The sequence below is a fragment of the Streptomyces sp. AC1-42W genome (assembly GCF_003248355.1).
Classification (GTDB): domain Bacteria; phylum Actinomycetota; class Actinomycetes; order Streptomycetales; family Streptomycetaceae; genus Streptomyces.
In genome coordinates, this window is the sequence record NZ_QKWY01000001.1 from 2,524,981 (window position 1) to 2,538,540 (window position 13,560).

Sequence of the window (13,560 nt, forward strand, 5' to 3'; positions counted from 1 at the left end):
CAGACCGCTATCGAAAGGGTGATCCGTTGAGCCGCTCGGTTCTCGTCACCGGAGGAAACCGGGGCATCGGCCTCGCCATCGCCCGCGCTTTCGCCGCCAACGGCGACAAGGTCGCGATCACCTACCGATCCGGAGAGCCGCCGGCCGAGCTCACCGAGGCCGGCGTCCTCGCGGTCCGCTGCGACATCACGGACCCCGAGCAGGTGGAGCAGGGCTACAAGGAGATCGAGGAGAAGCACGGCAACGTGGAGGTGCTGGTGGCCAACGCCGGCATCACCAAGGACCAGTTGCTGATGCGGATGTCCGAGGAGGACTTCACCTCCGTCCTCGACACCAACCTCACCGGCACCTTCCGGGTCGTCAAGCGCGCCAACCGCGGCATGCTGCGCGCCAAGAAGGGCCGCGTGGTCCTCATCTCGTCCGTCGTGGGCCTCCTCGGCTCCGCCGGCCAGGCCAACTACGCGGCCTCCAAGGCCGGTCTGGTCGGCTTCGCCAGGTCGCTGGCGCGCGAGCTGGGTTCGCGCAACATCACCTTCAACGTCGTCGCGCCCGGCTTCGTCGACACCGACATGACGCAGGTGCTCACCGAGGAACAGCGCAAGGGCATCGTGGCCCAGGTGCCGCTCGCGCGTTACGCGCAGCCCGAGGAGATCGCCGCCGCGGTGCGCTTCCTCGCATCCGACGACGCGTCGTACATCACTGGAGCCGTCATCCCCGTTGACGGCGGATTGGGCATGGGTCACTGATCAGCATGAGCGGAATTCTCGACGGCAAGCGCATCCTCATCACCGGTGTGCTGATGGAGTCGTCCATCGCGTTCCACGCGGCCAAGGTGGCCCAGGAGCAGGGCGCCGAGGTCATCCTGACCGCGTTCCCCCGGCCCACGCTGACCGAGCGCATCGCCAAGAAGCTCCCCAAGCCCGCCAAGGTCATCGAGCTGGACGTCACCGACCAGGAGCACCTGGACCGCCTCGCCGGCCTGGTGCGCGACGAGCTGGGCTCGCTGGACGGCGTCGTGCACTCCATCGGCTTCGCGCCGCAGGACGCGCTCGGCGGCAACTTCCTCAACACCCCGTTCGAGTCGGTCTCCACGGCCATGCACGTCTCGGCGTTCTCGCTGAAGTCGCTCGCCATGGCGTGCAAGCCGCTGATGAGCGAGGGCGGCTCCATCGTCGGCCTCACCTTCGACGCCCAGTTCGCCTGGCCGCAGTACGACTGGATGGGCCCGGCCAAGGCCGCCCTGGAGGCCACCTCCCGCTACCTCGCCCGCGACCTGGGTCCGGACGGCATCCGCTGCAACCTGATCTCGGCCGGGCCGCTCGGCTCCATGGCCGCGAAGTCCATCCCCGGCTTCGACGGGCTCGCCGACGTGTGGAACACCCGCGCGCCGCTCGCCTGGGACATGAAGGACCCGGAGCCGGCCGGCCGCGGCATCGTCGCCCTGCTCTCGGACTTCTTCCCGCGGACCACCGGCGAGATCATCCACGTCGACAGCGGCGTGCACATGATGGGCGCCTGACCCCAGGCCTGTACGGTTCGGCCGCGCACCGTCCCCGGAACCCCGGGCGGCGGTGCGCGGCCGTTTCCGTACGCCCACCGCGTGGCCCCGCCTCGCACGCCCCCCGCGCACGCCCCCCAAGGCGCTCAGGTCGAAAAGCCGGACGATCCACCGCAGAATGTGGAGGAACCGGACTTCTGGTCGGGACGGTGCTCCGGCCGGGCATGGGGAGGAGATCGCTGTGCGTCGCACACATCACCGAACCCGGTCCCTGCTGGCCTCCGGCGCGGTGATCGCCGGACTGCTCGTCCCGGCCGGCCTGTACGCCGCCGGGCACGTCGGAGCCGCCGGTGCCGCCGCGCCGCCCGCACCCAGCCCCGAACCCTCCGGCGCGGAGTGCCGTACGTCCGTCGAGGGCTCCCGGGTCATCGCGTACTGCCACAACCCGTACCCCAGGGCCGACCGCGTCCAGCTGCACACCGAGTGCGCCCGCTGGTGGGACGTGGACGCCGACACCCGGCCGGTCACCGTCGGCCCGGCCCGGACCGTCCGCCTGACCGACCGCTGCTGGAAGGAAGTCGCCTCCGCGTGGATCACCCACGCCGTGCGGCGCTAGGGGGTGTTCCCGACCCGGTCCGCCTGGCAGGTCAGGGCGTGGCTCGCGGCCTCCGCCGCCGCCGTCTCCGCGTCGCCCGCCCGGATCGCCTCGACCAGCCGGCTGTGGTCCATATGGTTCTCCGGCCGCAGCTCCTGGCCCACGTCACCGCGCAGATAGTCCCGCAGCAGGTCGCCCAGGTCCGCGTAGAGCCCCGTCAGCACCTCGTTGTGGGAGGCGGCCACCACCGCCAGGTGCAGCGTCGCGTCGGCGGCCACGAACGCCTCCGCGTCCCCCGCCGCCCAGGTCTCCTCCCGGCGCCGCATGAGCGCGTCCAGCTGTTTCAGATCCCGCTCCGTGCGCCGGACGGCCGCCAGCCGCGCCGCCGACGACTCCAGGGTCGAGCGCAGCTCCGCGATGTGCCGCGGGTCCGCCGAGGCGAACCGGCGGTGCATCACCCCGGCCAGCTCACTGGTGGCCACCACATAGGTGCCCGAACCCTGCCGGATGTCGAGCAGCCCGTTGTGCGCGAGCGCCCGCACCGCCTCGCGGACGGTGTTACGGGCCACCCCCAGCTGCTCGACCAGCTCGGGTTCGGTGGGGATACGGGAACCCACCGGCCACTCGCCCGTCGTGATCTGGTTCCTCAGCTGGGCAATCACCTGGTCGGCGAGTGCCGAACGCCGCGGGGACGTCAGCGCCATGGTGCTCCTCGGTCGCAACTTCCGGACTGATTGGACAACCAATCATCCCATGATTCTATGATGGCCTCATGCCCGACGACGAGACCACTCCCCAGACCGCGAACCAGACCGTGACCCGGACCCTGAACCCGGCGGGCCGGGCGGCCACCCGCGACGGCGCGACCACCCCGCACACCGGCCCCTCGCCGTGGACGCTGCGCCTGGTCGCCATCGGGCTCGTCCTCACCGCCGTCAACCTGCGCCCCGCCATCACCAGCCTCGGCGCCCTCCTCGAAGAGGTGCGCGACGGTCTGCACATGAGCGGCAGCGTCGCCGGTGTCCTCACCTCCGTGCCCCCGCTCTGCTTCGCGCTCTTCGGTGTGATGGCCCCCCGCCTCGCCCGCCGCTTCGGACCGGGCGCCGTGGTCTGCGCGGGCATGGTCGCCATCACCGCGGGCCTGGTGATCCGGCCCCTCATCGGCGGCACCGCGGGCTTCCTCGCCGCCAGCGCCCTGGCCCTCATGGGCATCGCCGTCAGCAACGTCCTGATGCCGGTGATCGTCAAGCGCTGGTTCCCCGACCGCGTCGGCTCCATGACCGGGCTCTACTCCATGGCCCTGGCCCTCGGCACCTCGCTCGCCGCCGCCGTCACCGTCCCCCTGACCGACGCGATGGGCGGCGGCTGGAAGGCCGGCCTCGGCATCTGGGCCGTGCTCGCCGCCGCCGCGATCCTGCCCTGGCTCCCGCTCGTACGGGACCGGGCCACCGCCCACGACACCCCCGCCGGGGGCCGGGCCGCCGCGCAGCCGCAGCCCGCCGACCTCCGGATCACCCGCAGCCGCACCGCCTGGGCCCTCGCCTGCTTCTTCGGCCTCCAGGCCACCGCCGCCTACATCACCATGGGCTGGATGCCCCAGATCTTCCGCGACGCCGGGGTCTCGGCCGGCACGGCGGGCGTCCTGCTCGCGCTCACCATGGCCATGGGCGTCCCGCTCGCCTTCGTGATCCCGCGCGTCGCCGGACGGATGCGGCACCAGGGCCCGATCGTCCTCCTCCTCGGCGCCTGCGGCCTCACCGGCTACGCGGGCCTCTACCTGGCCCCGGCCGGCGGCGCCTGGGCCTGGGCACTGCTGCTCGGCATCTCCAACTGCGCCTTCCCGCTCGCCCTCACCATGATCGGCATGCGGGCCCGCAGCGGCGCCGGAGTCGTCCGGCTGTCCGCGTTCGCCCAGTCCACCGGCTACCTGATCTCCATCCCCGGACCGCTCCTGGTCGGCGTGCTCTACCAGCACAGCGGCGGCTGGGGCCTGCCCATCGGGCTGATGGCCGCCCTGATGGTGCCGCAGATGGTCATGGGCGTCATGGCCGGCCGGGACCGGACGATCGAGGACGAATGCTGAGATGCGAGACTGGGGCCATGTCACCTGTGCTCGATCCGAATCCCCAGAACGGTCAGAAGAAGCTGCTCCTCGTCTTCGGGGCCATGCTGCTGATCACGGTCGTCGTCGGAGTCATCGCCTCCATCGCCTCCCCATGACCCCCCGCCCCTCCTGACCACGCCGATGGTGGTGCTGGCCCCACCATCCCCTAGGGGGCCAGGGTCAGGGTGAAGTGGGTGGCTCACCGGATGGGAGCGGCGCCCCCGCCTCCGTAGGTTCTGAGTAACAGAACCGAGCACCCACGGAGGCGGACATGCCGGCCCGTACGCAGCACCCCCGGCCCACCCGACCGGCGTCGGGCGATGTCGACGTCCGGCTGCCGTGGTGGGCCGTCGTGCTGCCCGCCCTCGCCTTCGCCGCGCTGCTGCTGCTGATCGCCGGACCGGGCCAGGCCCAGGCCGCCACGGGCGAATCGGCGACCGGCCAGCTGCTGCGGCAACTCCTCGCGCTGCTGACCCGCTGATGCCCGCCGCCCGGCCCGGACGAAGGCTCCAACACCCTGCGCCAGGTGGCACGTTTCATGCGAAGCTGAGGTGTATGAGCGCCGATACATCTCGCAGGATCGTCCTTCTCCGGCATGCCAAGGCGGAATGGTCGCAGGATTCCGACCATGAGCGCCCGCTGGCCGAGCGCGGCCGCATGGAGGCCCCCATGGCGGGCCGCAAGCTGGCCGATTCCGGGATCACCTTCGACCTGGCCCTCTGCTCCACCGCCGCCAGAACGCGGGAGACGTGGAAGCTGGCCGTGCACGAGATGCCCCAGCGCCCGAAGACGGTGTACGAGGAGCGGCTCTACGAGGCCTCGCTCGGCGAACTGATCGCCCTGGTGAACGAGACCCCGGACGACGTCGCCGACCTGCTGGTCATCGCCCACAACCCCGGCATGCACGCGCTCGCCGACGCCCTCTCCGGCAGCGGCGAGGGCGACGCGCTCTCCCGGATGGCGCGCGGCGGCTTCCCGACCGCCGCCTTCGCCGTCGTCGAGTTCACCGGCCCCTGGAAGTCCGCCGAACACGGCGTCGGCCGCCTCGCCGAGTACTGGACGCCCAACGACTGACCCGCGGCCCGCGCGGAAGGGCCCCGGCCCGCATCACCCGATGCGCGCCGGGGCCCTTCCCGTCCCTCACGTACGTACGGCTCGCTCCCGTGCGGCGGCCTCACATACGTACGGCGGCCGCTACTCGACCAGGCCGTCCGCCGCCTCGACCTCCTCGCGGGTGACCCCGAGCAGATACAGCACGGTGTCCAGGAACGGCACGTTCACCGCGGTGTGCGCGGCCTCGCGGACCACCGGCTTGGCGTTGAACGCCACCCCGAGCCCCGCCGTGTTCAGCATGTCCAGGTCGTTGGCCCCGTCACCGATCGCCACCGTCTGCGCCAGCGGCACCCCCGCCTGGGCGGCGAAGCTCCGCAGCAGCCGGGCCTTGCCCGCCCGGTCCACGATGTCCCCGGTCACCCGGCCCGTGAGCTTCCCGTCCACGACCTCCAGCGTGTTGGCGGAGGCGAAGTCCAGCCCCAGCCGCTCCTGGAGGTCGTCGGTCACCTGTGTGAACCCGCCCGACACCACGCCCACCTGGTAGCCGAGTCGTTTCAGCGTACGGATCAGCGTCCGGGCGCCGGGCGTCAGCCGCACCTCGGAGCGGACCTTGTCCACCACCGAGACGTCGAGCCCCGCCAGCAGCGCCACCCGCGCGTGCAGCGACTGCTCGAAGTCCAGCTCGCCCCGCATCGCCCGCTCGGTCACCGACGCGACCTCGGCCTCGCAGCCCGCGTGCGCCGCGAACAGCTCGATGACCTCGTCCTGGATCAGCGTCGAGTCGACGTCCATCACCACGAGCCGCTGCGCCCGGCGGCTGAGCCCCGCCGACACGACGGCCACGTCCACGCCGATGCCCGCGGCCTCCGGCGCCAGCGCGCTGCGCAGCTCCTCCGTACCCGTACCGGACACCGCGAACTCGACCGCCGTGACCGGGTACTTCGCCAGCCGGAAGATACGGTCGATGTTTCCGCCGGTCGAGGTGATCCTGGCCGCTATGGCCGCCGTCGACTCCGCGGTCAGCGGGTGCCCCAGCACCGTGACATGGGAGCGGCCCGAGCCGCGCGGCCGGTTGTCGCCCCTGCCGGAGATGATCTCGGCCTGGAGCTTCAGCGACTCGGCCCAGCTGTGCACGGTGGCACGCAGGTCGCCCTCCGTGGTCCCGCCCGAGGTGGGGGCGGTGACCAGCGCGCACAGGACGATACGGCCCCGCGTCACGACCTGCTCGATGTCGATCACGTCCACCGCGTACGCGGCCAGGGTGTCGAAGAGGCCCGCGGTGATGCCGGGGCGGTCCTTCCCGAATATCTTCACGAGAAGGGTCGGGACGTCCGGACCGTGCACGGACGCGACGGGCTCGGGAGACGGGGCGGGCTCAGGGGGCCGGGATACGCTCATGGTGTTTCCACCGTATCGGTCCGCGCGCCGGCCGCGGCGGCCCGTCCCGAGTGCCGGACAGCCCACCGGGCGCACCGGTCCGTCCCTTTTCGCCTGGCCGGCCAGGTCTCGGTGAGGTCACCTCGGACCGCCCGGCTTTCGTATCGGGGACCGGTCCTGGAATAGTTCGCCACGATGTTCAGCATCCCTAGGCCCCCTGCGACGGGGGCAACACGGGGGACAACTAGGTGGGGCGCGGAGTGCCGGAACTCGTACTGGAATTGAATGGCAGGACCTGGACGCTCGATCCGTCCAGGTCGTACACCCTCGGACGTGATCCGCAGGGCGACATGACGATCGACGACGCCAGGGTGTCGTGGCGGCACGCCACGATCAGCTGGAACGGGCGCAGCTGGTTCATCGAGGACCACGGCAGCACCAACGGCACCTATGTGCACGGCCAGCGGATTCAGCAGCTGGAGATCGCCGCCGGCTCCGCCGTGAACCTCGGCAACGCCACGGACGGCCCCCGGCTGACCCTGAGCGCCGCGGACGTCTACAGCCCCGCGCAGCCGCAGCAGGCCCCGCCGCCCCAACAGCCCCAGCAGGGGGGCCACCCCGGCTGGCAGCAGCCGGCGCCCCAGCAGCCCGTACCGCCGCAGCAGCAGGGCTGGCAGCAGCCCGCCCCCCAGCAGCCGCACGTGCCGCAGCCGAACACGCCGCAGCAGCCGCACGTCCCGCAGCAGGGCGCGGCCCCGGCGCCGCCCGGCCCCGGCACCGGCCGCCCGGCGGGCTCCCCGCCGGTCTACGGGGACCGCAGCCCGACCACGTTCCACCAACTGGCCCTCGGCCGGGTGATGCGGATCGGTCGTGCGCTGGAGAACGACCTGGTCGTCTCCGACCTCCAGGTCTCCCGGAACCACGCCGAATTCCACGCGACGCCCGACGGCCGCTTCGAGATCCGGGACCTCGGATCGCACAACGGCACGTTCGTCAACGGTCAGCCGCTGTCCAAGTCCGGCTCGGCGCTCATCGGCCCGAACGACATCGTAGGCGTCGGCCACTCGACCTTCCGGCTCGTCGGCGACCGGCTGGAAGAGTTCGTCGACACCGGTGAGGTCTCCTTCGCGGCCCGCCACCTCACGGTGACGGTCGACGGCGGCAAGCAGATTCTCAGGGACGTCTCGTTCGGCGTCCCCGAGAAGTCGCTGATCGGCGTCATCGGCCCGTCCGGCTCCGGAAAGTCCACCCTGCTCAAGGCGCTCACCGGCTACCGGCCCGCCAACCAGGGCGACGTCCTCTACGACAACCGGAACCTCTACAAGCAGTTCGCCGAGCTGCGCCGGCGCATCGGCCTGGTCCCGCAGGACGACATCCTGCACAAGGAACTGACCGTCACGCGCGCCCTGAAGTACGCGGCCAAGCTCCGCTTCCCCGCGGACACCACCGAGGCCGAGCGCCAGGCCCGTATCCACGAGGTCCTCACCGAGCTGAAGCTCGACGTCCACAAGGACAAGAAGGTCACCTCGCTCTCCGGCGGCCAGCGCAAGCGCGTCTCCGTGGCGCTGGAGCTGCTCACCAAGCCGTCGCTGATCTTCCTGGACGAGCCGACCTCCGGTCTCGACCCGGGCATGGACCGCGACGTCATGCAGCTGCTGCGCGGCCTGGCCGACGACGGCCGTACCGTCCTGGTCGTCACGCACTCGGTGGCCGAGCTGGCCATCTGCGACAAGCTGCTGGTGATGGCGCCGGGCGGCGCCGTGGCCTACTTCGGCCCGCCGGACGAGGCGCTGAACTTCTTCGGCTACTCCACCTGGGCCGACGTCTTCTCCGCGTTCGAGAACTACCGCGACCACGACTGGGGCGGCCGCTGGCGCGGCTCGCAGCACTACCAGATGTACGCCGCGGACATCGACGCCGCCGCCCCGCAGTCGGTGCACATGCCGCCGCCGCAGCAGATGCGCCCGCCCAAGCCGCAGGGCTGGGGCACCCAGCTGTGGACGCTGATGCGCCGCTACGTCTCGGTGATCGGCTCCGACAAGGGCTTCATGGGCCTGATGGTGATCCTGCCCGCGGTGCTCGGCATCGTCAGCGTGGTCATCCCGTCGGACTACGGGCTCGCCCCGCCGAAGCCGCCGCACAAGTTCAACGGCGATGCCGGAACGATCATGCTGATCCTCATCATCGGCATGTGCTTCTCCGGCGCGGCCAACTCCGTACGCGAACTGATCAAGGAACGCGTCATCTACGAACGGGAACGGGCCACCGGCCTGTCCCGCTCCGCCTACCTGATGTCCAAGGTCATCGTCCTCGGCCTGATCACGGCCGTGCAGGGCGTCATCATCTGCGGCATCGGCTTCGCCACCCGCGATCTGCCCGAAGAGGGCCTGATCATGCCGCCGGCCGTCGAGCTGTGCCTGACGGTCATCGCGCTCGGCTTCACCTCGATGATGTTCGGCCTGGTCATCTCCTCGCTGGTGAAGACCGCCGAGAAGACCATGCCGCTGCTGGTCATGTTCGCGATCGTCCAGGTCGTCTTCACCGGCATCCTCTTCCAGGTCTACGGCTCGCCGGGCCTGGAGCAGTTCGCCTGGCTGATGCCGTCCCGCTGGGCCATCGCGGGCGCCGGCTCGACGCTGGACCTCGCCCACCTCATGCCGCCGTGGGACCAGAACAACCCCACCGACCTGGACCCGCTCTGGGAGCACACGGCGGGCCAGTGGGGGATGAACGTCGCGGTCCTGCTGTTCATCGGCGTCGTCTGCGGCTTCGTCGTCGCCCGGCTGCTGCGCCGCCACGAGCCCGAGGTCATGCGCAAGTAGACGGGTGTGTCCGGCCCGGACATGTACACGCCGGAGGGCGGCACCCCGCGCGGGGTGCCGCCCTCCGGCGTTTCGTCACGCTCCGCGGCCGGAGCGGATCAGTACGCGCTGTTGACGTTGTCGATCGAGCCGTACTTGTCGGCGGCGTAGTTGGCCGACGCGGTGATGTTGGCGACCGGGTCGTACTGCGTGTGCGGGGTGCCGGACACGTGGTAGTAGTCGAACGTCGGCTTGATGATCTGGAGCAGACCGATCGACGGCACGCCGTTGCGGGCGTTGATGTCCCAGTCGTTGATGGCGTTCGGGTTGCCGCTGGACTCCCGCATGATGTTGCGGTGCAGGCCCTCGTACGTACCCGGGATGCCCCGCTCCTTCATGATGGCCAGGGACTCGCGAATCCAGCCGTCCAGGTTGTTGGCGTACATGTGCGTACGGGCGGAGGAGCGGCTCGCGGCCTCGTCGCCGCGCGAGGACTTCTTCTCGGACTTGCGCTCGGACTTGCCGTGCCCCTTCGACTTCTTCGCCCAGGACTTCTCGTTCTTGCCGGACTTCCCGGAGCGATCGGAGCGCTCGGAGTCGTTGGAGTGCTTGGACTTCGAACCCGTCTCCTCCTTCACCGCGGCGGCCTTCTCGGCCTTGGCGGCGTCGGCGGCCTTGACCAGCTTCTCGGCGGTCGAGTGCTGCTCGATGACGCTGTCCTGGATCGCCCGCACCTGCTTGGAGTTCGCGGAGTCGAAGACGACCGGGGCTGCGGAGAGGGCCTGCGGTTCGGTCACGGCCTCGGCATCACCGGGCACCAGGGACAAGGAGAGGGCAGCGGCGGCGACGGCGGAGATGCCGGCGGCGGAGAGCTTCTGGGTCTTGTTCAGGCGTCGGAGACGGCCGGTGATGCTGTGCGCGGACATACAGGCGTACCTCTTCGAATTCGGGGGGTCCTCACGGAGGACGAAGACGGGAGCGACTGCGCATCTCCGTCGGGGACGAGCTCAATTCTTAGCGGCGGCAAAATGGCCTGGCAAAGGTGTGACGTACGAAGCCGAGTAGTGGAATGGCGAGCGGTTTGCCGGGTTCGCCCCCAGGTCAAGACCGCCCAAATCGCCCTTTTCGGTCCACTAAGCGACTTCGTAAGTGACGTGGACCCTATGCGTGGCCTCACATCGGGCGAGCCTCGCCGTGACCGTACGTTGCTGAAGCAATGCGGAATGCGATGTTCCGGACGGGTCGCGGGTCGGACCCTCCCCCGCCGCAGGTCCTAGGCCCTGCGCCCCGGTCCCCGGCCGCCCCCGGCCCGATACGGGCGAGCGGGCCCCGCCGGTACCGTGAGCCGCATGAGCCACCGACCCCCCTCGGGCCTCGCGGCCGTCAGCGCGGCACTGCTCGCCATGAGCCGCCACCTGGAGGTACGGGACGTCCTGAAGACGATCGTCGCCTCCGCCCGCGAACTCCTGGACGCCGAGTACGCCGCCCTCGGGGTCCCCGACGACCACGGCGGCTTCGCCCAGTTCGTCGTCGACGGCGTCAGCGAGGAGCAGTGGAAGGCCATCGGCCCGCTGCCCCGCCAGCACGGCATCCTCGCCGCCATGCTCCACACCGCCCGCACCGAGCGGCTCGCCGACGTCCGCAAGGACCCCCGCTTCGGCGGCTGGCCCAGCGCCCACCCCGACATGTCCGACTTCCTCGGACTGCCCATCCGGGACGGCGACGAGACCATCGGCGCGCTCTTCCTCGCCAACAAGAGGTGCCCCAAGCCGGAGGGCGTCTGCGGATTCACCGCCGAGGACGAGGACCTCCTCTCGATCCTCGCCCAGCACGCCGCCATCGCCCTGACCAACGCCCGCCTCTACGAGCGCAGCCGCGAACTCACCATCGCCGAGGAACGCTCCCGCCTCGCCCACGAGCTGCACGACGCGGTCAGCCAGAAACTGTTCTCGCTCCGGCTCACCGCCCAGGCCGCCGCCACCCTCGTCGACCGCGACCCGGCCCGCGCCAAGGGCGAACTCCAGCAGGTCGCCGCCCTCGCCGCCGAAGCCGTGGACGAACTGCGCGCCGCCGTCGTCGAGCTCCGCCCGGCCGCCCTGGACGAGGACGGCCTCGTCGCCACCCTCCGCACCCAGGTCCAGGTCCTGGACCGGGCCCACACCGCGCACGTCACCTTCACCTCCACCGGCGTCCGCGCCCTGCCCGCCGCCCAGGAGGAGGCCCTGCTCCGGGTCGCCCAGGAAGCCCTGCACAACGCCCTGCGCCACGCCGACGCCGACCACGTCGAGGTCACCCTCGTCCGCCGCGACGGCGCCACCGTGCTCCGCGTCACCGACGACGGCCGGGGCTTCGAACCCGCCGCCACCCGCCGCGCCGGCCGGCACCTCGGCCTGGTCTCCATGCGCGACCGCGCCGGCGGCGTCGGCGGCAGGCTCACCGTTGAGTCCCAGCCCGGCAAGGGCACCACGATCGAGATGGAGATCCCCGGTGGCTGACAGGATCATCAGGGTGCTGCTCGTCGACGACCACCAGGTCGTCCGCCGCGGCCTGCGTACGTTCCTGGAGATCCAGGACGACATCGAAGTGGTCGGCGAGGCGTCCGACGGCGCCGAGGGCGTGGCCGCCATCGAGAAGCTGCGGCCCGACGTCGTACTGATGGACATCAAGATGCCCGGCACCGACGGCATCGAGGCGCTGCGCAGACTCCGCGAACTGGCGAACCCGGCCAAGGTGCTGATCGTCACCAGCTTCACCGAGCAGCGCACCGTCGTCCCCGCCCTGCGCGCGGGCGCCTCCGGCTATGTGTACAAGGACGTCGACCCGGACGCCCTGGCCGGCGCCATCCGCTCCGTCCACGCCGGACACGTCCTGCTCCAGCCCGAGGTCGCCGGGGCACTCCTCGCCCAGGACGAGCCCGGCACCGGCACCGGCCGGGGGAGCACCCTCACCGAACGCGAACGGGAAGTGCTCGGCCTGATCGCCGACGGCCGCTCCAACCGGGAGATCGCACGCGCCCTGGTCCTGTCCGAGAAGACGGTCAAGACCCACGTCTCCAACATCCTGATGAAGCTCGACCTCTCCGACCGCACCCAGGCCGCCCTGTGGGCGGTCCGCCACGGAGCGGCAGGCTGACCACCGGCCGCGCGGGGGCCCGGCGCACGCCGGGTTCCTCCCGACCGCACCGGCGCACCCCGAGCCCCCGCTACCGCGCCGGCTCCTCCACGTACGCGTTGTACGCCGCCACCTGCGCCCGCCGCGCCACCCGCTCCACCGGCCGCAGCGCCTCCGCCCTGGCCGCCATCTCCGACGCGCTCACCGCACCGCCGTGCCCGTTCTCGTACGCCACCGAGACCAGCAGCCCGACCCGCTGCGCCAGCTCCAGGACCCGCACCGCCCGCGGCGGATAGCCCGGCGCCAGCACCTCGCGCCCCCGCTCCGCCCGCGCCCGGTACGCGTCCACCGCCGCCTCGGCCACCGGCCCCGACCCCGCCACGTCCAGCCGGGTCAGCACCGCCGTCGCGTCCCGCAGCGCCTCCGCCAGCTCCCGCTCCGCCTCGCCCAGCGACGGCACATCGGCCGGCGGCGCCTCCCGCACCGCCAGGCAGTGCCACACCACATCCACGTGCACATCCCCGGCCGGGCCCGCCTCGCGCACCTCCGGCACCAGCCCGTACGGCGCGCCGTGGCCGACCACCGCCTCCTCCGCCTCCAGCGCACGGGCGTTGAACTCCGGCGGACCGCTCAGCCCCAGCGGATGCCCCGGCACCGGCAGCGCGACCCGGAAACCGCTCACCCCGAGCGACCGCAGCCGCCCCAGCGCGAACGTGAGCCCCACCGGACCGGCCTCACCGGGCAGCCCCTCGACGCGGTGCACCGCGTCCTCCCCGACCACGGCGAGCACCGCGTCGTCCGGCGACACCAGCCCCGCCAGCAACGCGTTCCCCCAGGCGGCCAGCACCCCTGAACGTGGTTCCACAAGCATGCGGACAGCCTAGGACCTGTCGTGGGCGGTGTGCGTCCCGTCACGACCCCGTTCGTGACGGCGGGCCCAGCGCCGCCCGTACTCGTGCCGTGGCGTAGGTTTTCCCTGGGAGCCTGCCCGACCGGCATGCGACGATCTCGACACTGCATG

At 71.5% G+C, this 13,560-nt stretch carries 14 protein-coding genes; 10 read left to right on the top strand and 4 right to left on the bottom strand.

Annotation, left to right across the window (positions count from 1 at the left end; all coding sequences use genetic code 11):
- Positions 1-26: 26 nt before the first annotated feature.
- The 3 genes from fabG to DNK56_RS11635 all read left to right on the top strand — a co-directional run bounded on the left by fabG (position 27) and on the right by DNK56_RS11635 (position 2,114).
- Positions 27-746, top strand: coding sequence for a 3-oxoacyl-[acyl-carrier-protein] reductase (gene fabG / locus DNK56_RS11625; protein ID WP_111333258.1), 720 nt, complete (start codon positions 27-29; stop codon positions 744-746).
- Positions 747-751: 5 nt separating this feature from the next.
- Positions 752-1,519 carry an enoyl-ACP reductase FabI gene (gene fabI, locus DNK56_RS11630; protein ID WP_111333260.1) on the top strand — a complete coding sequence of 256 codons (768 nt, stop codon included), beginning with the start codon at positions 752-754 and terminating at the stop codon, positions 1,517-1,519.
- Positions 1,520-1,739: 220 nt separating this feature from the next.
- Positions 1,740-2,114, top strand: coding sequence for a hypothetical protein (locus tag DNK56_RS11635; protein ID WP_111333262.1), 375 nt, complete (start codon positions 1,740-1,742; stop codon positions 2,112-2,114).
- Here the strand turns inward: DNK56_RS11635 and DNK56_RS11640 are convergent.
- A complete protein-coding gene (locus tag DNK56_RS11640; protein WP_111333264.1) occupies positions 2,111-2,797 on the bottom strand; it encodes a FadR/GntR family transcriptional regulator in 687 nt (228 codons plus the stop codon). The genes DNK56_RS11635 and DNK56_RS11640 overlap by 4 nt on opposite strands.
- Positions 2,798-2,865: 68 nt before the next feature.
- On the opposite strand from DNK56_RS11640, the gene DNK56_RS11645 reads away from it, so the two are divergent.
- From DNK56_RS11645 to DNK56_RS11655, 4 genes are all read left to right on the top strand, one after another.
- Complete coding sequence (locus DNK56_RS11645; RefSeq protein WP_111333266.1) at positions 2,866-4,176, top strand: CynX/NimT family MFS transporter; 1,311 nt, start codon at positions 2,866-2,868, stop codon at positions 4,174-4,176.
- Between the two features lie 26 nt (positions 4,177-4,202).
- The gene (locus DNK56_RS36455) at positions 4,203-4,313 is read left to right on the top strand and encodes an SGM_5486 family transporter-associated protein (RefSeq protein WP_018553371.1); all 111 of its coding nucleotides are present in this window, start codon (positions 4,203-4,205) and stop codon (positions 4,311-4,313) included.
- Between the two features lie 155 nt (positions 4,314-4,468).
- Positions 4,469-4,678 (top strand): hypothetical protein, encoded by a 210-nt coding sequence (locus tag DNK56_RS11650; RefSeq protein ID WP_111333268.1) that lies wholly within the window; start codon positions 4,469-4,471, stop codon positions 4,676-4,678.
- A 74-nt stretch (positions 4,679-4,752) separates the two neighbouring features.
- The gene (locus tag DNK56_RS11655) at positions 4,753-5,271 is read left to right on the top strand and encodes a SixA phosphatase family protein (protein ID WP_111333270.1); all 519 of its coding nucleotides are present in this window, start codon (positions 4,753-4,755) and stop codon (positions 5,269-5,271) included.
- A gap of 120 nt (positions 5,272-5,391) precedes the next feature.
- On the opposite strand, the gene serB is transcribed toward DNK56_RS11655, so the two are convergent.
- Positions 5,392-6,648: a phosphoserine phosphatase SerB gene (serB, locus tag DNK56_RS11660; RefSeq protein WP_199563783.1), complete on the bottom strand. Its 1,257-nt coding sequence runs from the start codon at positions 6,646-6,648 to the stop codon at positions 5,392-5,394.
- Positions 6,649-6,875: 227 nt separating this feature from the next.
- Between serB and DNK56_RS11665 the strand changes: the two genes are divergently transcribed.
- Entirely contained in the window at positions 6,876-9,449 is a 2,574-nt protein-coding gene (locus DNK56_RS11665; RefSeq protein WP_111333272.1) for an ABC transporter ATP-binding protein/permease, read from the top strand.
- A 98-nt stretch (positions 9,450-9,547) separates the two neighbouring features.
- Here DNK56_RS11665 and DNK56_RS11670 read toward each other — a convergent pair whose 3' ends face one another.
- Positions 9,548-10,354, bottom strand: a complete 807-nt coding sequence (locus DNK56_RS11670) for a transglycosylase SLT domain-containing protein (RefSeq protein WP_111333274.1) — start codon at positions 10,352-10,354, stop codon at positions 9,548-9,550.
- 423 nt (positions 10,355-10,777) lie between these two features.
- Here DNK56_RS11670 and DNK56_RS11675 point away from each other — a divergent pair, with 423 nt between their 5' ends.
- Positions 10,778-11,923: a GAF domain-containing sensor histidine kinase gene (locus DNK56_RS11675; protein ID WP_111333276.1), complete on the top strand. Its 1,146-nt coding sequence runs from the start codon at positions 10,778-10,780 to the stop codon at positions 11,921-11,923.
- Positions 11,916-12,560 carry a response regulator gene (locus DNK56_RS11680; RefSeq protein ID WP_111333278.1) on the top strand — a complete coding sequence of 215 codons (645 nt, stop codon included), beginning with the start codon at positions 11,916-11,918 and terminating at the stop codon, positions 12,558-12,560. Before DNK56_RS11675 ends, DNK56_RS11680 begins: the two co-directional genes overlap by 8 nt.
- Before the next feature lie 70 nt (positions 12,561-12,630).
- On the opposite strand, the gene DNK56_RS11685 is transcribed toward DNK56_RS11680, so the two are convergent.
- Positions 12,631-13,410 (bottom strand): hypothetical protein, encoded by a 780-nt coding sequence (locus DNK56_RS11685; protein ID WP_111333280.1) that lies wholly within the window; start codon positions 13,408-13,410, stop codon positions 12,631-12,633.
- Positions 13,411-13,560: the final 150 nt, after the last annotated feature.

What these genes read in the sequence shown, in the direction of transcription:
- fabI (WP_111333260.1), top strand. Translation starts at nt 752, where the DNA reads ATGAGCGGAATTCTCGACGGCAAGCGCATCCTCATCACCGGTGTGCTG.
- DNK56_RS11640 (WP_111333264.1), bottom strand. Translation starts at nt 2,797, where the DNA reads ATGGCGCTGACGTCCCCGCGGCGTTCGGCACTCGCCGACCAGGTGATT.
- DNK56_RS11645 (WP_111333266.1), top strand. Translation starts at nt 2,866, where the DNA reads ATGCCCGACGACGAGACCACTCCCCAGACCGCGAACCAGACCGTGACC.
- DNK56_RS11650 (WP_111333268.1), top strand. Translation starts at nt 4,469, where the DNA reads ATGCCGGCCCGTACGCAGCACCCCCGGCCCACCCGACCGGCGTCGGGC.
- DNK56_RS11655 (WP_111333270.1), top strand. Translation starts at nt 4,753, where the DNA reads ATGAGCGCCGATACATCTCGCAGGATCGTCCTTCTCCGGCATGCCAAG.
- serB (WP_199563783.1), bottom strand. Translation starts at nt 6,648, where the DNA reads ATGAGCGTATCCCGGCCCCCTGAGCCCGCCCCGTCTCCCGAGCCCGTC.
- DNK56_RS11670 (WP_111333274.1), bottom strand. Translation starts at nt 10,354, where the DNA reads ATGTCCGCGCACAGCATCACCGGCCGTCTCCGACGCCTGAACAAGACC.
- DNK56_RS11675 (WP_111333276.1), top strand. Translation starts at nt 10,778, where the DNA reads ATGAGCCACCGACCCCCCTCGGGCCTCGCGGCCGTCAGCGCGGCACTG.
- DNK56_RS11685 (WP_111333280.1), bottom strand. Translation starts at nt 13,410, where the DNA reads ATGCTTGTGGAACCACGTTCAGGGGTGCTGGCCGCCTGGGGGAACGCG.